This is a genomic window from Pseudomonas sp. IAC-BECa141 (assembly GCF_020544405.1).
Classification (GTDB): Bacteria; Pseudomonadota; Gammaproteobacteria; order Pseudomonadales; family Pseudomonadaceae; genus Aquipseudomonas.
This window is the reverse complement of record NZ_CP065410.1, coordinates 1,355,605-1,377,820: the sequence shown is the minus strand read 5'-3', so window position 1 is coordinate 1,377,820 and position 22,216 is coordinate 1,355,605. Positions and strand designations below refer to the sequence as shown.

The 22,216-nt window shown below is 61.5% G+C and carries 17 protein-coding genes and 2 pseudogenes; 15 read left to right on the top strand and 4 right to left on the bottom strand.

The window, feature by feature from the left end:
- The first annotated feature begins 228 nt into the window (after positions 1–228).
- From I5961_RS06175 to pdeM, 10 genes and pseudogenes are all read left to right on the top strand, one after another.
- A complete protein-coding gene (locus I5961_RS06175; RefSeq protein ID WP_227234639.1) occupies positions 229–2,679 on the top strand; it encodes a penicillin acylase family protein in 2,451 nt (816 codons plus the stop codon).
- Positions 2,680–2,857: 178 nt separating this feature from the next.
- A pseudogene (locus I5961_RS06170) lies at positions 2,858–3,891 on the top strand (ligase-associated DNA damage response exonuclease).
- Positions 3,888–5,576 (top strand): ATP-dependent DNA ligase, encoded by a 1,689-nt coding sequence (locus I5961_RS06165; protein WP_227234637.1) that lies wholly within the window; start codon positions 3,888–3,890, stop codon positions 5,574–5,576. The pseudogene I5961_RS06170 and the gene I5961_RS06165 overlap by 4 nt, the downstream one beginning before the upstream one ends.
- Positions 5,577–5,909: 333 nt before the next feature.
- A complete protein-coding gene (locus tag I5961_RS06160) occupies positions 5,910–6,692 on the top strand; it encodes a transporter substrate-binding domain-containing protein (protein WP_085683295.1) in 783 nt (260 codons plus the stop codon).
- A 56-nt stretch (positions 6,693–6,748) separates the two neighbouring features.
- Complete coding sequence (locus I5961_RS06155; RefSeq protein WP_085697409.1) at positions 6,749–7,477, top strand: ABC transporter permease; 729 nt, start codon at positions 6,749–6,751, stop codon at positions 7,475–7,477.
- Positions 7,474–8,184 carry an ABC transporter permease gene (locus I5961_RS06150; protein WP_011332767.1) on the top strand — a complete coding sequence of 237 codons (711 nt, stop codon included), beginning with the start codon at positions 7,474–7,476 and terminating at the stop codon, positions 8,182–8,184. The genes I5961_RS06155 and I5961_RS06150 overlap by 4 nt, the downstream gene beginning before the upstream one ends.
- A 12-nt stretch (positions 8,185–8,196) precedes the next feature.
- Entirely contained in the window at positions 8,197–9,315 is a 1,119-nt protein-coding gene (locus I5961_RS06145) for a succinylglutamate desuccinylase/aspartoacylase family protein (protein ID WP_227234636.1), read from the top strand.
- Positions 9,316–9,328: 13 nt separating this feature from the next.
- A complete protein-coding gene (locus tag I5961_RS06140; RefSeq protein ID WP_085697407.1) occupies positions 9,329–10,093 on the top strand; it encodes an ABC transporter ATP-binding protein in 765 nt (254 codons plus the stop codon).
- Between the two features lie 59 nt (positions 10,094–10,152).
- A complete protein-coding gene (locus tag I5961_RS06135) occupies positions 10,153–12,639 on the top strand; it encodes a ligase-associated DNA damage response DEXH box helicase (protein WP_227234634.1) in 2,487 nt (828 codons plus the stop codon).
- Positions 12,639–13,295 carry a ligase-associated DNA damage response endonuclease PdeM gene (gene pdeM, locus I5961_RS06130; protein ID WP_227234632.1) on the top strand — a complete coding sequence of 219 codons (657 nt, stop codon included), beginning with the start codon at positions 12,639–12,641 and terminating at the stop codon, positions 13,293–13,295. The genes I5961_RS06135 and pdeM overlap by 1 nt, the downstream gene beginning before the upstream one ends.
- A 39-nt stretch (positions 13,296–13,334) precedes the next feature.
- Here pdeM and I5961_RS06125 read toward each other — a convergent pair.
- Together I5961_RS06125 and dcd are read right to left on the bottom strand one after the other, a co-directional pair.
- A pseudogene (locus tag I5961_RS06125) lies at positions 13,335–13,543 on the bottom strand (hypothetical protein).
- A 106-nt stretch (positions 13,544–13,649) separates the two neighbouring features.
- A complete protein-coding gene (dcd, locus tag I5961_RS06120) occupies positions 13,650–14,216 on the bottom strand; it encodes a dCTP deaminase (RefSeq protein ID WP_007954988.1) in 567 nt (188 codons plus the stop codon).
- Positions 14,217–14,569: 353 nt separating this feature from the next.
- Between dcd and I5961_RS06115 the strand changes: the two genes are divergently transcribed.
- Positions 14,570–14,779, top strand: a complete 210-nt coding sequence (locus tag I5961_RS06115) for a cold-shock protein (RefSeq protein ID WP_002554837.1) — start codon at positions 14,570–14,572, stop codon at positions 14,777–14,779.
- A gap of 118 nt (positions 14,780–14,897) precedes the next feature.
- Here I5961_RS06115 and I5961_RS06110 read toward each other — a convergent pair whose 3' ends face one another.
- The gene (locus I5961_RS06110) at positions 14,898–15,905 is read right to left on the bottom strand and encodes a DUF481 domain-containing protein (RefSeq protein WP_007954986.1); all 1,008 of its coding nucleotides are present in this window, start codon (positions 15,903–15,905) and stop codon (positions 14,898–14,900) included.
- Positions 15,906–16,082: 177 nt separating this feature from the next.
- Between I5961_RS06110 and I5961_RS06105 the strand changes: the two genes are divergently transcribed.
- From I5961_RS06105 to I5961_RS06090, 4 genes are all read left to right on the top strand, one after another.
- Complete coding sequence (locus I5961_RS06105) at positions 16,083–16,424, top strand: MGMT family protein (protein WP_170929714.1); 342 nt, start codon at positions 16,083–16,085, stop codon at positions 16,422–16,424.
- A 43-nt stretch (positions 16,425–16,467) separates the two neighbouring features.
- The gene (locus tag I5961_RS06100; RefSeq protein ID WP_085697402.1) at positions 16,468–18,027 is read left to right on the top strand and encodes an AmpG family muropeptide MFS transporter; all 1,560 of its coding nucleotides are present in this window, start codon (positions 16,468–16,470) and stop codon (positions 18,025–18,027) included.
- Between the two features lie 115 nt (positions 18,028–18,142).
- Positions 18,143–19,858 carry a proline--tRNA ligase gene (locus tag I5961_RS06095; protein ID WP_085697401.1) on the top strand — a complete coding sequence of 572 codons (1,716 nt, stop codon included), beginning with the start codon at positions 18,143–18,145 and terminating at the stop codon, positions 19,856–19,858.
- Between the two features lie 17 nt (positions 19,859–19,875).
- Positions 19,876–20,829: a hypothetical protein gene (locus tag I5961_RS06090; RefSeq protein WP_227234630.1), complete on the top strand. Its 954-nt coding sequence runs from the start codon at positions 19,876–19,878 to the stop codon at positions 20,827–20,829.
- Between the two features lie 48 nt (positions 20,830–20,877).
- Here the strand turns inward: I5961_RS06090 and dinB are convergent, their stop codons facing one another.
- The gene (dinB, locus tag I5961_RS06085) at positions 20,878–21,939 is read right to left on the bottom strand and encodes a DNA polymerase IV (RefSeq protein WP_085683305.1); all 1,062 of its coding nucleotides are present in this window, start codon (positions 21,937–21,939) and stop codon (positions 20,878–20,880) included.
- Positions 21,940–22,216 lie beyond the last annotated feature (277 nt).

Genomic DNA, 22,216 nt, shown 5'->3' with positions numbered 1-22,216 from the left:
CCTGTCTTGATCGTTCCCATGCAGAGGCGTCGAATCGTCCGCGTGGAAATGGGCCGCAGAGCGGCCCGGACTGCATTCCCGCGCAGACGGTTCGGCGCCTCGACGTGGGAACGATCTGCATGAGCGGGAAGAAATAACCGCTCGCCCCGCTTGCGCGGCCCCCACCTGCTCACTAACGTAGCGGCTTTATTGCGCCCCCAGCCTCTACACCCCCGCAGGAGCTTTGCCATGGCCTCGCCAGCCCTTTCACATTTTCTTCCCCGGTTCGGCGTTGCCGCAGCAGTGGCCGGTGTTCTGAGCCTGACCGGTTGTCAGACCTGGAACGCCCAGGACACCCTCCCGCCGACCTCCGGTGTGCAGCCGCTCAAGGGCCTGGCGCAGAACGTTTCGGTACGCCGCAATGCCATGGGCATGCCGCTGATCGAAAGCAACAGCTTCCACGACGCACTCTTCGCCCTCGGCTACGTGCATGCCAGCGACCGGATCAATCAGATGGTCACCCTGCGCCTGCTGGCCCAGGGCCGTCTGGCGGAAATGTCCGGTTCGTCGATGCTCGATGCCGACCGTTATATGCGCGCCGTCAACCTGAAGAAAAGCGCCGGCGAGCTGTACAAGGCCTCGTCGCCACGGCTCAAGCGCTTTTTCGAAGTCTATGCCCGGGGCGTCAACGCCTACCTGTTCCGCTACGCCGACAAACTGCCGGGGGATCTGGCATCCAGCAGCTACAAGCCCGAGTACTGGAAACCGGAAGATTCGGCGCTGATCTTCTGCCTGCTGAATTTCAGCCAGTCGGCCAACCTGCCGGAAGAAATCGCTTCGCTGGTGCTGGCGCAGACCGTGACCAACGACAAACTGGCGTGGCTGACGCCGTCCGCCCCTGACGAAAACCTGCCGCTGGCCGAGGCCGACAAGCTGCAAGGCATCAAGCTCAACGGGCAGATTCCGGGGCTGACGGAACTGAGCAACGCCAGCGAACAACTGGCCGCCATCAACCTGCTGGGCACTCAGTCGTCGAACAACTGGGCCATCGCCCCGCAACGCAGTCGCAGCGGCAAGAGCCTGCTGGCCAGCGACAGCCATGGCCCGCTGGCCGCGCCGTCGCTGTGGAGTTTCGTGCAGATCCGCGCACCGAAATACCAGGCCGCCGGCGTGACCGTGGCGGGTCTGCCCATGGTGCTCGGCGGCTTCAACGGCAAGGTGGCGTGGAGCCTGACCAGCGTGCTCGGCGATAACCAGGACCTGTTCCTGGAAAAAATCCGTCGTCAGGGCAGCACGCTGTCTTACGAGGTCAACGGCAGGTGGCAACCGGTGGCCGTGCGCAACGAAACCTATTTCGTCAAAGGCCAGCGGCCAATTCGCGAAGCGGTGTACGAAACCCGCCATGGCGCGCTGCTCAACAGTGTTCAAGCCGCCGCTCAGGGCGCAGGTTTCGGCCTGGCCCTGCAGACGCCGAGCTTCACCGACGACAAATCCCTCGATGCGTTTTTCGATCTGAGCCGCGCCCAGAACGTTGAACGCGCCTCGGACGCCAGCCGGGAAATCCGCGCCATCGCGTTGAATCTGGTGTTTGCCGACGCCAGCAACATTGGCTGGCAAGTCACCGGACGTTTCCCGAACCGCCGTGAGGGCGAAGGCCTGCTGCCGTCGCCGGGCTGGGAAGGTCGCTTCGACTGGGACGGCTACGCCGACCCGATGCTGCACCCCTACGATCAGGATCCGGCCCAGGGCTGGCTCGGCACCGCCAACCAGCGGGTCATTCCCCATGGCTACGGCATGCAACTGTCCAATTCCTGGGCGGCGCCGGAACGTGGCGAGCGCCTGGCTGAACTGGCCGGCAGCGGCAAACACGATGGTCGCAGCGTGATCGCCATGCAGTACGACCAGACCACCACCTTCGCTGCCAAGCTGAAGAAAATGTTCGAAGCACCGGGCATGGCGCAGCCGCTGAAACAGGCGATCGACGCACTGCCGGACGCCGAGCGCAGCAAGGCCCGCGAGGCTTACACCCGTCTGATGGCGTTCGACGGCAAGCTCAGCCCGACTTCCGCCGATGCGGCGATTTACGAGCTGTTCCTGCAGGAAAGCATGAAGCAGATTTTCCTCGACGAACTCGGCCCGCAAAACAGTCCGGCGTGGAAAGCGTTTATCGCCAACGGCGATCTGTCCTACGCCGCACAGGCCGATCACTTGCTGGGCCGCGAAGACAGTCCGTTCTGGGACGACGCCCGTACACCGCAAAAAGAAGACAAACCGGCGATCCTTGCCCGCAGTCTGGCGGCTGCGATCAGCGCTGGCGACAGTCAGTTGGGTGGCGACCGCCGGTCGTGGCAGTGGGGCAAACTGCACCGCTACGAGTGGAAGAATGCCAACGGCCAGACTGTTCGCGGCCCGATCGCGGCGGGCGGCGACCACACCACGCTCAACACGGCGGCGTTTGCCTGGGGCCAGGACTTCAACACCACCCGTGCGCCGTCGATGCGTTTCATCGTCGACTTCGGTCAGAGCGAGCCGCTGATGGGGCAGAACGGGACGGGGCAATCGGGTAATCCGGTGAGCCCGAACTACCTGAACGGCATCGATCCGTGGCTCAAGGGCCAGTACATCGGCCTGCCGATGCAGCCGCAGAACTTTGACCGGGTGTATGGCAAGACGCGGTTGACGCTTACCCCCGGCAAGTAATCCCCCCACAGTTGATCATTCCCACGCTCCGCGTGGGAATGCCTCAAGGGACGCGGAGCGTCACGGGCTGCATTCCCAAGCAGAGCGTGGGAACGATCATGTGACAGTAAAAAACTCGATAGAACTTCTGACTTCGCGCCTGCCTCATAGCTAACAAGTCCTCCATTCCGGTAACACCATGGACCTTGTTATTGCTCGCCCGAAGGCCTCTACTGTCCCGCCGGGGATTTCTACATTGACCCGTGGCGGCCCGTCGAGCGCTCGGTGATCACCCATGCCCACGGTGATCATGCCCGTGGCGGCAACCAGCATTACCTGGCCGCCAGCCCTGGCGAAGGGATTTTGCGCGCGCGCCTGGGCCAGGACATCAACCTGCAAACCCTCGACTACGGCCAGCGCCTGACCCACCACGGCGTCACCCTGAGTTTTCATCCCGCCGGCCATGTGCTCGGCTCGGCCCAGGTGCGGCTGGAATACGGCGGCGAAGTCTGGGTCGCGTCCGGCGACTACAAGATCGAACCCGACGGCACCTGCGCGCCGTTCGAACCGGTGCGTTGCCACACCTTCATCACCGAATCGACTTTCGGCCTGCCGATCTATCGCTGGCAGCCGCAGGCGCAGGTGTTCGCCGAGATCAACCAGTGGTGGCAGGCCAACATCGAGGCGGGCAAGGCCAGCGTGCTGTTCTGTTATTCGTTCGGCAAGGCCCAGCGGATTCTCCACGGCATCGACGAAACCCTAGGGCCGATCCTCAGCCACGGTGCGGTCGAGCCGCTGAACCGGGTCTACCGCGAGGCCGGCGTCTACCTGCCGCCGACGATCTACGCCGGCGACGTGAAAAAGAACGACCCGATCATGCGCCAGGCGCTGGTCATCGCCCCGCCGTCGGCCGGCGGCAGCAGCTGGATGCGCCGGTTCGGCGATTACAGCGACAGCTTCGCCAGCGGCTGGATGCGCCTGCGCGGCACCCGCCGGCGGCGCGGGGTCGATCGCGGGTTCGTGCTTTCGGATCATGCCGACTGGCCCGGCCTGTTGTGGGCCATCGAACAGACCGGTGCCGAACGGGTCATGGTCACCCACGGCTCGATTGGTGTACTGGTGCGCCATCTGCGCGAAAAAGGGCTCGACGCTCAAGGCTTCAATACTGAATACGGTGACGACGAAGAAGAGCATTCCACCGCCACGCCCGCCGTCGCCGAGGTGCAGCCATGAAAGACTTCGCCGGGTTGTACGCCGAACTCGACGCCACCACCTCCAGCAACGCCAAACTGGCGGCCATGCAGACCTACTTCGCTCAGGCGCAACCGCAGGATGCCGCGTGGGCGGTGTACTTTCTGTCCGGCGGGCGGCCTCGGCAACTGGTGCCGGTGCGGATCCTGCGGGATCTGGCGGTCGACGTGTCCGGGCTGGAGCCGTGGCTGTTCGAGGAGAGCTATCAAGCAGTCGGCGATCTGGCGGAAACCATCTCGCTGGTGCTGCCGGAACAACCGCACACCTCCGAGGCCGGCCTCGCCGAATGGATCGAAGCCAAACTGCTGCCCTTGCGCGGTGAAACCCCGGAATACCTCGCCCACCAGTTACCCGCACTGTGGGCGCAACTGGATCGACCGAGCCTGATGCTGTGCATCAAACTGATCACCGGCAGCTTCCGGGTTGGTGTGTCCAAATTGCTGGTGACCCGAGCCCTGGCTTCCATGGCCGGGCTCGACAGCAAACGCGTGGCGCAACGGCTGGTGGGTTACACCGACTTGTCCAACCGGCCGAACGCTGACAGCTATCTGAAACTGATCGCGCCCGAATCCAGCGATGAACACGCCCAGCGCGGAGGCCAGCCCTACCCGTTCTTCCTCGCCCACGCGCTGGCGCAACCGGTGGAAACCTTCGACACCCTGCTCGGGCCTGCAAGCAACTGGCAGGTGGAGTGGAAGTGGGATGGTATCCGCGCGCAGGTGGTCAAGCGCGACGGCAAATTGTGGGTCTGGTCCCGGGGCGAAGAGCTGGTCACCGAACGTTTTCCCGAACTCGACACACTGGTGCAAGGGTTGCCTGACGGCACAGTGATCGATGGTGAGATCGTGGTGTGGAAGAACAACCGCCCGGTCACCGAAGACGCGTTCGATCCCCAGACGACGCAAGCCCCGGCGGTGCAACCCTTCGCGCTGTTGCAACAGCGGATCGGCCGCAAGTCGCTGGACCGCAAAATCCTCGAAGACGCGCCGGTGGTGGTACTCGCCTATGACCTGCTCGAATGGCAGGGCGAAGACTGGCGCAACCAGCCCCAGGCCAGACGTCGTGAGCAACTGGAGCAGGTCATCGCCAAATGCAACAACCCGGTGCTGCTGCCTTCGCCGCTCCTGACGGGTGATGACTGGCTCGATCTCGCCCGCCAGCGTGAGGCCTCCAGGCGACTTGGGGTTGAAGGCATGATGCTCAAGGCCCGGGATGCGATGTACGGCGTCGGCCGCACCAAGGACATGGGCGTGTGGTGGAAATGGAAGGTCGATCCGTTCAGCGTCGACGCGGTGCTGATCTACGCCCAGCGCGGGCATGGGCGCCGCGCCAGCCTCTACAGCGATTACACCTTTGCGGTGTGGGACGGCCCGCCCGGTTCCAGTGCGCGGGCGCTGGTGCCGTTCGCCAAGGCCTATTCCGGGCTGACCGATGCGGAAATGCGCGAAGTGGACAGCATCGTGCGCAAGACCACCGTGGAAAAATTCGGTCCGGTCAGCAGCGTGACACCAAGCCTGGTGTTCGAACTGGGCTTCGAAGGCATCGCCCTCTCCCGCCGGCACAAAAGCGGCATCGCCGTGCGCTTCCCGCGCATGCTGCGCTGGCGCCAGGACAAGACCGTGGATGAGGCCGACAGCCTGGCGACCTTGCAAGAGCTGTTGGTCTGACTCCTTCCCCCGATACTCCCCCTCACCCCGATCGTTCCCACGCTCCGCGTGGGAATGCCTCAATGGACGCTCTGCGTCCGCTTTGGGACGCGGAGCGTCCCGGGCTGCATTCCCACGCAGAGCGTGGGAACGATCCCCTGAACCATCCTGGTGCAGCTTTTGCGGCGCGCCCGTTTTCGTGCGCTGACCGGCCCCGGCATGCACTTCCTGCACCTTTTAAAACACTTGTTCGGGACTCTGGTTCGGAAATTGCTACTTTCTATAAGTCGTAAGCGCTCCAGTAACAATCATTCCGCGCCACAAGCGCTCATATTGGTTCTTAGGGATTGAATAATGAAAAAAGCATTGCTGACCCTTTCTGCACTGGCGTTGTGCATGGCCGCCGGCTCCGCGCTGGCCAAGGAATACAAAGAACTGCGGTTTGGCGTTGACCCTTCCTACGCACCGTTCGAGTCGAAAGCGGCAGACGGCAGCCTGGTTGGCTTCGACATCGATCTGGGCAACGCGATCTGCGCCGAGTTGAAGGTCAAGTGCAAATGGGTCGAAAGTGACTTCGACGGCATGATTCCGGGCCTCAAGGCCAATAAATTCGACGGTGTGATCTCGTCGATGACCGTGACCGAAGCCCGTGAAAAAGTCATCGACTTCTCCAGCGAGCTGTTCTCCGGCCCGACTGCCTACGTGTCGAAGAAGGGTTCCGGCATCACCAACGACGTCGCTTCGCTGAAAGGCAAAACCGTCGGCTACGAGCAAGGCACCATCCAGGAAGCCTATGCCAAAGCCGTGCTGGACAAGGCCGGCGTGAAAACCCAGGCCTATCAGAACCAGGATCAGGTGTATTCCGATCTGACTTCCGGCCGTCTCGATGCGGGCATTCAGGACATGTTGCAGGCCGAACTGGGCTTTCTGAAGTCGCCACAGGGTGCCGACTATGCTGTCAGCGAGCCGGTCGACAACCACTTGCTGCCAGCCAAGACCGCTGTCGGTATTAAGAAAGGTAACACCGAGCTGAAAGCGCTTTTGGATAAAGGTATCAAAGCGTTACACGATGATGGCAAATACGCCGAGATTCAAAAGAAACACTTTGGCGATCTGAATCTGTACAGCGGCAAATAATGCCCCGGCGCCCATCCTCGATGGGCGCCTTTTTCATTCAGTCAGGTTGCTGATTTATGTTCGAAAACCTCTTACAAAATCTGGGGCTCTCCGCCTTCAGCCTCAAGGGCTTTGGCCCGCTGCTGTTGGAAGGCACCTGGATGACCATCAAATTGTCGGCGTTGTCGCTGCTGGTGGCCGTGTTGCTCGGCCTGCTCGGCGCCAGTGCCAAGCTGTCAAAAGTCAAACTGCTGCGCCTGCCCGCCCAGATCTACACCACGCTGATTCGCGGGGTGCCGGACCTGGTGCTGATGCTGCTGATCTTCTACAGCCTGCAAACCTGGCTGACGACGCTCACCGATTACCTGGAATGGGAATACATCGAGATCGACCCGTTCAGCGCCGGGGTCCTGACCCTGGGCTTCATTTATGGCGCGTACTTCACTGAAACCTTCCGCGGAGCGATTCTCGCCGTGCCACGCGGTCAGGTCGAAGCCGCCACCGCCTATGGTCTCAAGCGCGGCCAGCGCTTTCGTTTCGTGGTGTTCCCGCAAATGATGCGCTTCGCCCTGCCAGGCATCGGTAATAACTGGATGGTGATGCTCAAGGCCACCGCGCTGGTCTCGATCATAGGCCTGGCCGATCTGGTCAAGGCCGCGCAGGACGCCGGCAAGAGCACCTATCAGCTGTTCTATTTTCTGGTTCTCGCCGCGTTGATTTACCTGCTGATCACCAGTGCCTCGAACTTCATTCTGCGCTGGCTCGAACGCCGCTACGCCGCCGGTGCACGGGAGGCCGTACGATGATCGAACTTCTGCAGGAATACTGGAAAGCCTTCCTTTATACAGACGGCCAGAACATCACTGGCCTTGCGATGACGATGTGGCTGCTCAGCGCGTCGATCTTCTTCGGTTTCATCGTGTCGATTCCGCTGTCGATCGCCCGCGTCTCGCCGCACTTCTACATCCGCTGGCCGGTGCAGTTCTACACCTACCTGTTCCGTGGCACGCCGCTCTATATCCAGTTGCTGATCTGCTACACCGGGATCTACAGCCTGGCCGCCGTGCGCGCGCAACCGCTGCTCGACAGTTTCTTCCGCGATGCGATGAACTGCACGATCCTGGCCTTCGCCCTGAACACCTGCGCCTACACCACGGAGATATTCGCCGGGGCGATCCGCAGCATGAACCACGGCGAAGTCGAAGCGGCCAAGGCTTACGGGCTGACCGGGTGGAAACTCTATGCCTACGTCATCATGCCGTCGGCGCTGCGCCGGTCGTTGCCGTACTACAGCAACGAAGTGATCCTGATGCTGCACTCGACCACCGTGGCCTTTACCGCGACCATCCCCGACATCCTCAAGGTCGCGCGGGACGCCAACTCGGCGACCTTCCTGACCTTCCAGTCGTTCGGCATCGCCGCCCTGATCTACCTGACCATCACCTTTGCGCTGGTCGGCCTGTTCCGTCTTGCCGAACGCCGATGGCTGGCCTTTCTCGGCCCGACCCACTAGGACCCTTTTGAGATGCGCCACCAGATACACGACCTGCTGGCCCCGCTGCCGGGGACCGCACGACAGATTCACAGCTTTCACTTCGGCCCGGACAAGGCTCAGGGCAAGATTTACATCCAGTCCTCGCTGCATGCCGACGAACTGCCCGGCATGCTCGTGGCCTGGCACCTCAAGCAGCGTCTGGCGGAGCTGGAAGCCGCCGGGCGCCTGCGCAGCGAAATCGTGCTGGTGCCGGTGGCCAACCCGATCGGCCTCGAACAGGTGCTGATGGATATGCCGCTGGGCCGCTACGAGCTGGAGAGCGGGCAGAATTTCAACCGCTGGTTCGTCGACCTCAGCGAAGAAATCGGCAACGAAATCGAAGCGCAACTGAGCGACGACCCGCAGCGCAACCTCGAATTGATCCGATCCAGCCTGCGCAACGCCCTCGACCGCCACACCGCCACGACTCAGTTGCAATCCCAACGCCTGACCCTGCAACGGCTGGCCTGCGATGCGGACATGGTTTTGGACCTGCATTGCGATTTCGAATCCGTGGTTCACCTCTACACCACGCCCGAGGCCTGGCCGCAGGTCGAGCCGCTGGCGCGCTATATCGAATCCCAGGCGAGCCTGCTGGCCACCGACTCCGGCGGCCAGTCGTTCGATGAGTGCTTCACCCTGCTGTGGTGGCAATTGAAGGAGCGCTTCGGCGAACACTTCGACATTCCGCTCGGCAGTTTCTCGGTCACCGTCGAGTTGCGCGGTCAGGGAGATGTCACCCATCCGCTGGCCAGTGGCGACTGCCAGGCGCTGATCGATTACCTGATCCATTTCGGCGCCATCGTCGGCGAACCAAAAGCCTTGCCGGCACTGCCACATCCCGCCACACCTCTGGCCGGCGTGGAACCGGTGGCCACTCCCGTCGGCGGCCTGCTGGTCTACAGCGCCACACCCGGCCAGTGGCTGGAAGCCGGGCAGAAAATCGCCGAAATCATCGACCCGATCAACGACCGGGTCACGCCAGTCCATTGCACCGCTTCCGGTCTGCTCTATGCCCGCTCGCTGCGGCGCATGGCCACCGCCGGGATGGTGATCGCCCACGTCGCGGGCGCCGAAGCCTATCGCAGCGGCTATCTACTTTCGCCTTGAGGATGCCTGTTCCATGTACAAATTGACCGTTGAAGGCCTGCACAAAAGCTATGGCGACCATCAGGTGCTCAAAGGCGTCTCGCTCAAGGCCAAGACCGGCGACGTGATCAGCCTGATCGGCGCCAGCGGCTCGGGCAAAAGCACCTTTTTGCGCTGCATCAACTTTCTCGAACAACCCAACGACGGCGCGATGAGCCTCGACGGCCAGGCGATCCGCATGGTCACCGACCGCCACGGCATGCACGTCGCCGACCCCAATGAACTGCAACGCCTGCGCACGCGCCTGGCGATGGTGTTCCAGCATTTCAATCTGTGGAGCCACATGACCGTGCTGGAAAACATCACCATGGCCCCGCGCCGGGTGCTGGGTTGCAGCAAACAGGAAGCCGACGACCGCGCCCGGCGATATCTGGAAAAGGTCGGTTTGCCGGCGCGGGTGGCCGATCAGTACCCGGCGTTCCTCTCCGGCGGCCAGCAACAACGGGTGGCGATTGCCCGCGCGCTGGCCATGGAACCGGAAGTCATGCTGTTCGACGAACCGACTTCGGCACTCGACCCGGAACTGGTCGGTGAAGTGCTCAAGGTGATCCAGGGCCTGGCCGAGGAAGGCCGGACCATGATCATGGTCACCCATGAAATGAGCTTTGCGCGCAAGGTCTCGAGCCAGGTGCTGTTTCTGCACCAGGGGCTGGTGGAAGAAGAAGGTGCGCCCGAAGAAGTGCTGGGCAATCCGAAAAGCGAACGCCTGAAGCAATTCCTCAGCGGCAATCTCAAGTAAAACTATTGCCCTGCCGGCGCGGTCTCTGAAGGAACACTTTCAGAGCACACGTCGCCGGCATGGGCACTTCCACCGACTTCGCCAAACTTTGGTTCAGCGCCCGCGACTGGAAGCCGTTCGCCTTTCAAAAACAGGTGTGGGTGGCGGTCAAACGTGGCGAGTCCGGCCTGTTGCACGCCAGCACCGGCGCCGGTAAAACCTACGCGGTGTGGTTTGCCGCGCTCAATCGCTTTGCCCGCTCCAGGCCTGTTGCCGAAACCACCCGTAAACGTCCACCGCCCGCCGAACCGCTGACTGTTTTGTGGATCACGCCGATGCGTGCGCTGGCCGCCGACACCGCGCGCGCCTTGCAAACGCCGCTGGACGATCTGCAGATTCCCTGGAGCGTCGGCCTGCGCACTGGCGACACCGGCAGCAGCGAACGCGCCCGGCAGAACCGGCGATTGCCCACCACGCTGATCACCACCCCGGAAAGCCTGACCCTGATGCTCGCCCGCGCCGACGCGCAAACGGCGCTCTCGACGCTGCGCATGGTCGTGGTGGATGAATGGCACGAATTGCTCGGCAACAAGCGCGGCGTCCAACTGCAACTGGCCCTCGCCCGGTTGCGGCGCTGGCACCCGGGACTGATCGTCTGGGGTGTTTCTGCGACGCTCGGCAATCAATCCCACGCCGAACAGGTACTGATCCCACAAGGCGGTGGCATCAGCATTCAGGGGAAAAGCGAAAAGTCGCTCAAGGTCGACACCTTGCTCCCACCGGCCATCGAACGCTTTCCCTGGGCCGGACATATCGGTTTGAAGATGTTGCCGCAGGTGGTCGCCGAACTGGACGTCTGCGCCAGCAGCCTGGTGTTCACCAATACCCGGGCGCAATCGGAAATCTGGTATCAGGCCTTGCTGGAAGCGCGGCCGGACTGGGCCGGGTTGATCGCCTTGCATCACAGTTCTCTGTCCCGCGACACTCGCGACTGGGTTGAGCAGGCGCTGAAGAATGGTCAGCTCAAGGCCGTGGTCTGCACGTCGAGTCTGGATCTGGGGGTGGACTTCCTGCCAGTGGAGCGGGTGCTGCAGATTGGTTCGGCCAAAGGTGTCGCGCGGCTGATGCAGCGTGCCGGGCGTTCGGGCCATGCGCCCGGTCGAACGTCGCGGGTAACGTTGGTGCCGACCCATAGCCTGGAACTGATCGAAGCCGCTGCTGCTGGTGATGCCGTAGCACAGCGGCGGATCGAACCTCGATTGTCACCGCACAAACCGCTGGATGTGCTGGTGCAGCATCTGGTCAGCATGGCCCTGGGCGGTGGCTTTATTCCCGATGAGTTGTACGAGGAAGTCCGTGGTGCCTGGGCCTATCGCGACCTGACACGTGCAGACTGGGCCTGGGCGCTGGCGTTCGTACGCCACGGCGGGATGTCGCTGACGGCGTACCCGGATTACCGCCGGGTCGAACCGGATGAGCACGGGATCTGGCGCGTCCCAGATGCGCGGCTGGCACGCCGCCATCGGATGAGCGTCGGCACCATCGTCAGCGACGCTTCGATCCATTTGAAATTCTGGAGCAAGGGCGGTGGCGGCAAGCAACTGGGCAGCGTTGAAGAGGGCTTTATCGCCCGCCTCAAACCCGGCGACGGCTTCTTGTTCGCCGGGCGCTTGCTGGAGTTGGTGCGGGTGGAAAACATGACTGCCTACGTCAAACGCAGCACGGCGAAAAAAGCCGCTGTACCGCGCTGGAATGGCGGGCGTATGCCGCTGTCCAGCGAACTGGCGCAAGCGGTGGTCAGCCGGTTCAGCGCGGCGGCAAACGGTGAGTTTGCCGGCCCGGAAATGCAGGCGTTGCGACCGTTGCTGGAAACGCAGCTGCGCTGGTCGGGCCTGCCGACCGTTAACAATCTGCTGGCCGAAGTGCTGAAATCCCGCGAAGGCTGGCACCTTTTCCTCTACCCGTTCGCCGGACGCCAGGTGCATCTGGGACTGGCCAGCCTGCTGGCGTGGCGGGTCAGTCAGCGCCTGCCTGTGACCTTCTCGATTGCGGTCAGCGATTACGGCCTGGAATTGCTCAGCGCGACGCCCGTTGACTGGTCTGTGCAACTGGATGACGCGCTGCTCAGTCCCGAGGATTTATTGAGGGATGTGCTGGCCAGCCTCAACGCGGGCGAACTGGCGCTGCGCAGGTTTCGGGAAATCGCCCGGATTGCCGGTCTGGTGTTCGCCGGTTACCCCGGTGCGCCGAAAAGCACTCGTCAGGTGCAGGCCTCCAGCGGGCTGTTCTTTGAAGTGTTCAAACAATACGACGCCGACAATCTGCTACTGGCACAGGCCGGGGAAGAGGTCCTGCGCGAAGAGCTGGATATTCGTCGGCTGGAACAGACATTGGAGCGAGTCAACCGGATGAAACTGGACATGCACCTGATCAAACGTCCCACACCGCTCGGCTTTCCATTGCTGGTGGAGCGCATGCGCGAAAGCATGAGTTCGGAAAAGCTCGCCGACCGCATCCGCCGCATGGTTGGCGACCTGGAGAAAACCGCCGACAAGGGCCAATCCTGATGAACGCGCCCTATCCTGTGCGCCTGGCAGGCGAAGACCTCTGGTTGCTGCCGGAAAAGGCGCTGTACTGGCCGGCGCAACAGGCGTTGCTGATCGCTGATGTGCATTTCGGCAAGGCTGCCGCTTACCGGCGTCTGGGGCAACCGGTGCCGCAGGGCACCACGGCGAGCAACATCGCCGTGATCGAGCAGTTGCTGGCGAAACTGCCGTGTCGGCAACTGATCTTTCTTGGGGACTTTCTGCACGGGCCTGGCTCCCACGCTCCCGACACCTTGCAGGCATTGGCGCAATGGCGGGCGCGGCACGCCGATCTGCCGATCACGCTGATTCGCGGCAATCACGATAAACGTGCCGGTGATCCACCGCAGACCCTGAACATTCGAGTGGTGCCCGAACCCCTGTTGCTAGGGCCTTTCGCGTTGCAGCACGAACCCGAACCGCACCCTGAACGCCACGTCCTTGCAGGCCACGTACACCCGGTCTTTCGGTTGAACGGCAAGGGGCGTCAGCGTTTGCGGCTGGCGTGTTTCAGGCTGGGAGAACGCATCAGTCTGCTGCCGGCCTTCGGGGCCTTCACCGGCGGTTATCCGGTGGAGAAGGAAGACAGCTGTCGGATCTTTGTCATTGGCGACAACGAAATATGGCCCGTCGGCTGAAGTCCTGCTCAGGACTCAGCCGACGGGCCATACATTCAATCAAGCGACAGGCGCGGGTGGCGGTTTGTCCGGCAACGTAGGCTCGCCGGGCTCGGTCGGTTCTTCGTTGGGGTATCGGGATCGGGCTGGTGAGGAATTCCGCCAGCCATGGCGATGGGTGGGTGTGCCAACAAGGACCAGGCCAATACGCCAACCTGATTGGGCTCGAGCCTTGCCAGTTCGGCAGTGATTTGCGGATCGATCTTCATGGAGCACTCCTCGGCGAAGGCCCGTTTCGCTGTCCGCGAATCGGGCAGTACACCTCATAGAGTGTCTACCCGCCGAAGAATTCCCGGTAACTGCCGGATGGACGGCTCAGGTACGTGGCAAGGTCACGCCACGCTGGCCCTGGTACTTGCCGGCGCGATCCTTGTAGGAGACTTCGCATTCCTCGTCGGATTCAAGGAACAGCATCTGCGCCACGCCTTCGTTGGCGTAGATCTTCGCCGGCAGGTTGGTGGTGTTCGAGAACTCCAGGGTCACCTGGCCTTCCCACTCGGGCTCGAGCGGGGTGACGTTGACGATGATGCCGCAGCGAGCGTAGGTGCTCTTGCCCAGGCAGATGGTCAGGACGTTGCGTGGAATACGGAAGTATTCAACGGTCGTGGCCAGGGCGAAGGAGTTCGGCGGAATGATGCAGACGTCGCTGTGGACGTCGACGAAGCTGCCGGCATCGAAGTTTTTCGGATCGACGATGGCCGAATTGATGTTGGTGAACACCTTGAAATGATTGGTGCAACGCACATCGTAGCCATAGCTCGAAACACCGTAGGAGATCACACGGCTGTCGTCGCTGCCACGTACCTGGCGCTCGACGAACGGCTCGATCATGCCGTGTTCCTGCGCCATGCGGCGAATCCACTTGTCCGATTTGATGCTCATGGCGGGTGTCCTGAATAGCGAGGTGGAAAAAATCTGTCCGGCATCTTACCGGGCGCGCCGCCGGGTTCAAAGTCCGGGCTGCAAATCTCGCCGAACGTGCAGGAATTACGCGGCCTGGCGACGAACCGTCAGACCGCCGATCCCTAAAACAGAGAAACCTTCGCAAGAAGCATTGGCACGTTCCGGAAAAAGGGTTAAGGTGGCGCCACTGTGCTGCTTGTGTCACTGAGAATCTCTACACGATATGTTGAATTTCGATCCAACCATCTACAAGAATTTTTCCTGCTCTTTGCACTCAGTCTCGGCCAGGGTTCTTCCTGAGTCGCAGTTATCTTTGTTCAAGGAGTTACACCATGTCTAATCGCCAAACCGGTACCGTTAAGTGGTTCAACGATGAAAAAGGCTTCGGCTTCATCACCCCACAATCCGGTGACGACCTGTTCGTTCACTTCAAAGCTATCCAATCCGACGGCTTCAAAAGCCTGAAAGAAGGCCAACAGGTTTCTTTCATCGCTACCCGCGGTCAGAAAGGCATGCAAGCTGAAGAAGTACAAGTTATCTAACTTGTAGCTTCTTTAGTAAAAGGCCCCGCCCTCAAAAGCGGGGCTTTTTTGTGAGCGTCTGTTTTTCCGGGCGCAAAAAAAGATCGCAGCCTTCGCAGGCTGCGATCTTTTTTGTTGTTTACCAGGCGACGCCGAAACCGGCGGTGTAGCGGGTCTTGCTCAGGTCCGCGTCCTCGGTGCCGCTGATGATGTCGCGCTCGGCCTTGAGGTTGAGGGAGGCCCAGTCGGTGACCTTGTAGCGCAGGCCCATTTCCGCATCCAGAGCATAGTCGGCCACACCGGACAGCGGCTTGCCGACTTCGCCATTGGTGAAGAACTCGACTTTCTTGCCGATCAGGTAGCGGTTGTAATCCCACTTCATCGCGACCGAATAGAAGTTGTCCTTGCTGCCATCGCGATACTGGTAGTCGGTGCGGTTGAGCAGCGAGCCCAGGGAGAATGCCCCCAGCTCGTCATCCCAGAACTGGTAACCCGGACCTGTACCGACCACGCGCTGACGCGCCAGCTCTTCGATGTGGTCGCGCTTGTAATTCAGGCGCCCCTGCCAGAACCACTTGTCCGTCAGGAAACGGTCGAGTGCATACTCGGCGCGCCAGTTGTCGGTAGTGGTCACGTCGTCCTGCACTTCGCGGTTGTACTCGCCCTCGGCGGTGTGGCGCCAGCGACCATGGCGGGCGGACGTCTTGAAGCCGATATCGTAATCGTCGGTGTCCTTTTCCGCGCGCTGATAATCCAGCGCCAGATCGACGTTGCCCTTCCACACCAGATCCTCGACCACCGGTTTGGGTTTGAGAATCTGCTGAATGCTCGCCAACTCCACGGTTTTCGGCGCTTCGCCGTTGGCCAGGGTGACCTTGCCGTCTTCGGCAGCGCTCAGCGACTTGGCCTTCTCGCCGTTGTAGGCGTCTTGCTTGACCAGCAACTCCTGATCGCTCTCCAGCGTCTTGACCTGCTTCCAGTCAATGGTCACTGCGCCCGCGTACTGGGTCTGGACCAGCAACTTGCCACCGTCGAACAGCGTGATTTTGCCGCTCAGCTTGTCACCGTTCTTCAACCAGACGGTGTCGGCAAGCAGGGGTGTGGACGCACTGAAGACAGCAAGGCACAGCAGGGTTCTGGACAACATAAGCAAATCGGGGACTCAAGTTTGCGAAAAAATGGTCGGCATTATCCGTAGGAATAATTCCCTGACAAGGAATGACCCGGCTATTTCTATTGAGTTCATTTCTCAATTGCCCTTGCACCGATTACGCTTAAGGACATAACGCGATCAAGTTCAGGAACCGCGCACGTGACAGACCCGATGCATGCCTGCGAAAACGATCCGCAAATCCGACGCACGGCACTCTATTCCACCCTCGCCCAAGTGCCCGAGGGCAAGGTCGTCAGCTATGGTCAGTTGGCCGAACTGGCGGGGTTGGGGCGCGCCGCCCGCTGGGTCGGCCGGACCCTGAGCCAATTGCCCGGCGATACCAAACTGCCCTGGCACCGCGTACTCGGCGCCGGCGGTCGGATCAGCCTGCCGGCGGGCAGCCCGTCCGGGGACGAACAGCGGGCGCGATTGCGCATGGAAGGCATCACCATCCTGAACAATCGTGTGGATATTCGGCGCCATGGCTGGCGTCCGGTAGAGCACAGCGGTTAGAGTGCGCGCTTTGTTTTCGCAATCTTGAGGCAGACTTCAGCCCATGCCCCGTAAAACCTGGCGCGCCGCGCTCGCCGCCTATGCCAGTCCTTCGACGCTCGTGCTGTTGTTGCTGGGTTTCGCCGCCGGCCTGCCGTACATGCTGGTGTTCTCGACACTTTCGGTCTGGCTGCGTGAAGCCGGTGTGGCCCGCGAGACGATCGGCTACGCCAGCCTGATCGGTCTGGCCTATGCCTTCAAATGGGTCTGGTCGCCCCTGCTCGATCAATGGCGCCTGCCGTTGCTCGGCAAGCTGGGGCGCCGTCGCTCGTGGCTGGTGCTCTCACAGACGCTGGTGATCCTCGGCCTGATCGGCATGGGCTTTTGCGACCCGCAGAAACACCTGTCCTGGCTGATCGCTATCGCAGTGATCGTCGCCTTCGCTTCCGCCACCCAGGACATCGCCGTCGACGCCTATCGCCTGGAAATCGCCGAAGACAACCGTCAGGCCGCTCTGGCCGCCAGTTACATGTCCGGTTATCGGGTGGCGGCCCTGCTCGCGACCGCTGGTGCACTGTTCTTCGCCGAAGGCTTCGGCTCCACCGGGTTCAACTATCAGCACTCCGCCTGGACCGGCACCTACGTGCTGTTCGGCGCCTTGATGGTCCCTGCCCTGCTCACCACCCTGCTGATGCGCGAGCCTCCGGTGCCGTTGCGCACTCAGTTGCAGGCCGGGCGCTACACCTTCATGCATCAGTTGATGTCGGTGTTCGTGCTGATCATTTTGCTGGTCTCCGTCCCGGCGATGTTCACCCAGCTCTACAACACCGATTTCGCCAGCGTGCTGTTTGGTGACATGAGCCCGCTGGACCTGCTGCTTGAAGACCGGGCGTTCCTGCGCGCGATTCTCTACACCACGCTGACCTGCCTGTGCCTCTCGGCCATGGGCCGTCGCGGTCTGGCGCCGGTGCTGACGCCGGTCAACGACTTCATCCTGCGCTACCGCTGGCAGGCGCTGCTGCTGCTCGGCCTGATCGCCACCTATCGGATGTCCGACACGGTGATGGGCGTGATGGCCAACGTGTTCTACATCGACCAGGGCTTCACCAAGGACCAGATCGCCAGCGTCAGCAAGATTTTCGGTCTGATCATGACCCTCGTCGGCGCCGGCATGGGCGGTCTGCTGATCGTGCGCTTCGGCATCCTGCCGATCCTGTTCATCGGCGGCGCTGCGTCGGCGGCCACCAACCTGCTGTTCCTCATGCTGGCGGACATGGGCCCGAACCTGCAGATGCTGGTGGTGACGATCTCTCTCGACAACTTCAGCTCCGGTCTGGCTACCTCGGCGTTCGTCGCCTACCTGTCGAGCCTGACCAACCTGAAGTTCTCCGCCACTCAATACGCCCTGCTCAGCTCGATCATGCTCCTGCTGCCACGCCTGATCGGCGGCTACTCCGGCGTGATGGTGGAGAAATTCGGTTATCACAACTTCTTCCTGATCACCGCGCTGCTCGGCGTGCCGACCCTGGTGCTGATTGCCCTGCACTGGTTCCAGGAAAGCCGCCGCGAAGGTCCGACGCCGACGCCGGAACCTGCACCGACCTCCGTCGTGGAAGAATCGTAAGACATCTCGCACCCGGCGAGAGGGTTCGCGCCGGGGTTGCACTTCTGTACGTCGGCGGATCTCGCCGTTACACTGCTCCGTCATTTCCAGTCATAGCAACCGACAACGGCCAACCATGCGCACCAGTCAATTTTTGCTCGCCACACAGAAAGAAACGCCTTCCGACGCGGTCGTGATCAGCCATCAGCTGATGCTGCGCGCCGGCATGATCCGCAAACTCGCCTCGGGCCTGTACACCTGGCTGCCGATGGGCTTGCGAGTGATGCGCAAGGTGGAAGCCATCGTTCGCGAAGAGATGAACGCCGCCGGCTCTCTGGAAGTGTTGATGCCGAGCACCCAACCGGCCGAGCTGTGGCAGGAGTCGGGGCGCTGGGAAGAATACGGCCCTGAGCTGCTGCGCATCAAAGACCGCCACGGTCGTGATTTCTGCGCGGGCCCGACCCACGAAGAAGTGATCACCGATCTGATGCGCAACGAGTTGAGCAGCTACAAACAGCTGCCGATCAACCTGTACCAGATCCAGACCAAATTCCGTGACGAAATCCGTCCACGCTTCGGCCTGATGCGCGGTCGCGAATTCATCATGAAAGACTCGTACTCCTTCCATGCGGATCAGGCGTCGCTGCAGGTCACCTATGACCGCATGCACGAAGCGTACTGCAACATCTTCACCCGTCTGGGCCTGAAGTTCCGTCCGGTGGAAGCCGACAACGGTTCGATCGGCGGTGCCGGTTCCCACGAGTTCCACGTGCTGGCCGAGTCCGGCGAAGACGATATCGTTTTCAGCAACGGTTCCGACTACGCCGCGAACATCGAGAAAGCGGAAGCCGTACCGCGTGAAACCTCGCGTGCCGCGCCAAGCGAAGAGCTGCGCCTGGTCGACACGCCAGACACCAAGACCATCGCGGCCCTGGTGGAAAAATTCGGTCTGCCGATCGAAAAGACCATCAAGACCCTGATCGTGCACGCCGAAGAAGAAGGCAAGCTGATCGCGCTGATCATCCGTGGCGACCACGAACTGAACGAAATCAAGGCTGCCAACCAGCCAGGCGTTGCCAGCCCGCTGGTCATGGCTTCCGATGCCGAACTGCGTGACGCCATTGGCGCCGGCGCCGGTTCCCTCGGCCCGCTGAACCTGCCGCTGCCGATCATCATCGACCGCTCGGTCGAGCTGATGAGCGACTTCGGCATCGGTGCGAACATCGACGACAAGCACTACTTCGGCGTGAACTGGGAGCGTGATCTGCCGGTTCCGACCGTGGCCGACCTGCGTAACGTCGTGGCCGGCGACCCGAGCCCGGACGGCAAGGGCACCCTGGAAATCAAGCGCGGCATCGAAGTCGGGCACATCTTCCAGCTGGGCAACAAGTACAGCAAGGCGATGAAGTGCGAAGTACTGGGCGAGAACGGCAAGCCGGTGACCCTGGAAATGGGTTGCTACGGCATCGGCGTTTCCCGCGTGGTGGCCGCCGCCATCGAGCAGAACAACGACGAGAACGGCATCATCTGGAGCGACGCCCTGGCACCGTTCCAGATCGCCCTGGTACCACTGCGCTATGAAACCGAGCTGGTGCGCGAAGCCACCGACAAGCTGTACGCGGAACTGACCGCGGCTGGCTTCGAAGTGTTGCTGGACGACCGCGACAAGAAAACCAGCCCGGGCATCAAGTTCGCGGACATGGAGCTGATCGGCATTCCGCACCGGATCGTGGTCAGCGATCGCGGCCTTGCCGAAGGCAACCTGGAATACAAGAGCCGTACCGAAGGCCAGGCGCAAGCGCTGCCGGTTGCCGACGTGCTGTCCTTCCTTCAGGCCCGTATCCGCCGCTGAAACCAGATAGAGACGTCATGTTCAAGCGAAACACCTTAGGCCTCGGTGGTGCCGCCCTGTGCGGCACCCTGCTGGTCAGCGGCTGTGCCAATCACATGTCACAACGCAGCGAGCACGAGGAACGTGTCGAGCGCAAACTGCTCGATCACAGCCTGCAGATCGATGTCGGCGAGCCCAAGGTGCTTGAGCTGCCGCAACGGCGGGTGAAGATCAACGAACAGAAGACCTTCGAGGTCACCGAGTTCGAGGTCACGCGCCATTACGACCGTTACACGCCTTACCAGCCATGGCGGGAGATCTACGAGATTCCGCTGGGCGCGGTGGCGGTGGTCGGCGGCATCGGTGCGAACGTGGTCAACGTGTTTGCCCTTGGCAATCTGCCCGACAGCGTGACCCGTGACTGGCTCAGTTACGGTTTCGCCGGGCTCAACCCGTTCATGAACGTGCAATCCAATGGTCGCGCGCAACAGAACCTGGCCGGTATCGACGAAGTCCAGCGCGACAAGCGCACGGAGTATTCGAGCCTGCCGTGGAGCGAGCGCCCGGTTCAGATCAAGGCCGGCAAGCAGACCTTCGACATGACCACCGATCGCCACGGCGTGCTGCGTCTGAACCTGCTGGACAGCCCGTTCGCCGAAAACGACCTCAATCATTTAGGCAAACTGCAGATCATTGTCGAAGACAGCAAGGACGACGTGCACTCCGATTCGTCTTTGGCGATCAGCACTCACCTGCGCGGCAAGTTGCTGGAGGCTCACGCACTGATCTACGACGATCTGGAAGACGACGAAGTGAGCCAGTGGGTGCACCGGGTCAAGCGTCTGTCGGAACTGGGTCTGGAAGAAGAAGCCAGTGAGCTGGAGCAAAGTCTGATCGAATTGACCCGCAACGATCCCGAGTTGCAGACCGAGTTCCTCAAATCCCTGACCCGGGATGCGGGGCGCCTGGTGGCGGATCCGGGGCCGAACTGAAGACCCTGAAAAAATGCCCGAACCTGAGTCGGGCATTTTTTTGTCCGCTTATCGCTCGAACAACTCCATTTGTTCGAACCCGCCGCGCAAATCCTCCAGCCGCACGCCCACTCCTAATAGCCGTACCGGTTTGCCACCGCGGTTGAACGCCTGCGTCAGCATCAATTGGTAACTGCCAAGATCCCGCCCTGCCCCGGCCTGCTCCAGCGTGGTCTGGGTGAAATCGTGAAACTTCACTTTGACGAATGGCTTGCCGGGTCGGTAACTGCTGTCGATTCGCGCCATGCGGGTTTTCAGGGTTTCCAGCAATTCCGGAAGCTTGTCGAGGCAACTGCGCAGATCCGGCAGATCGACGTCGTAGGTATTTTCGACGCTGATCGACTGACGGCGGCTGTCGTTGTGCACCAACCGCTCATCGATCCCACGGGCCAGACTCCACAAGCGCTCGCCGAAACTGCCGAATTCCCGCACCAGCGCCAGCTTGTCCCACTCGCGCAACTGCAGACAGTCACTGATACCAAGCCTGCTCAACTTGTCGGCCGTGACCTTGCCCACCCCGTGCAACTTGCTTACCGGCAGGCCACTGACGAAGTCTTCGACCTGGTCCGGGGTAATCACGAACAAGCCGTTGGGCTTTCTCCAGTCGCTGGCGATCTTGGCCAGAAACTTGTTCGGCGCCACGCCGGCGGAGACGGTGATGTGCAGTTGATTGGAAACCCGGCGACGAATGTCCTGGGCGATGCGCGTGGCGCTGCCGCCGAAATGCGCGCTGTCCGAGACGTCGAGATAGGCTTCGTCCAGCGAAAGCGGCTCGATCAGGTCGGTGTAATCGCTGAAGATCGTATGAATTTCCTTCGACGCCTCGCGATAGGCATCCATTCGCGGCTTGACGATGGTCAGGTCCGGGCACAGCTTCAAGGCATGCCCGGACGACATCGCCGAACGAACGCCGTAAGCCCGCGCCTCATAGTTGCAGGTGGCGATCACCCCGCGCCTGTCCGCCGAACCACCGACCGCCAACGGCTTGCCGGCGAGGCTCGGGTCATCCCGCATCTCGATGGCGGCGTAGAAACAGTCACAGTCGACGTGGATGATTTTTCGCTGAGTCATGACAGAAAAGGAAACATGGCGAGCCGGACCGGCAGTATCTCACTGACACCTGTATATAGCACCAGTGGTACGAATGTTCTTTTCAGTTTGTAGGAAAAGGACTTTGAATTTATTTACTCAATCGAAAACCAATCCCCAATAGAGCTGAAACCCTTGCCCTGTCTGCCCTGCACTCAATAAAAAGACCGTCCGTCAGCGCTAACCGATTGAAGCTCAACAGGTTTTATCCGAATTGAAGGTTGACACCACGGCATTCCTCTGTAGAATGCCGCCACAC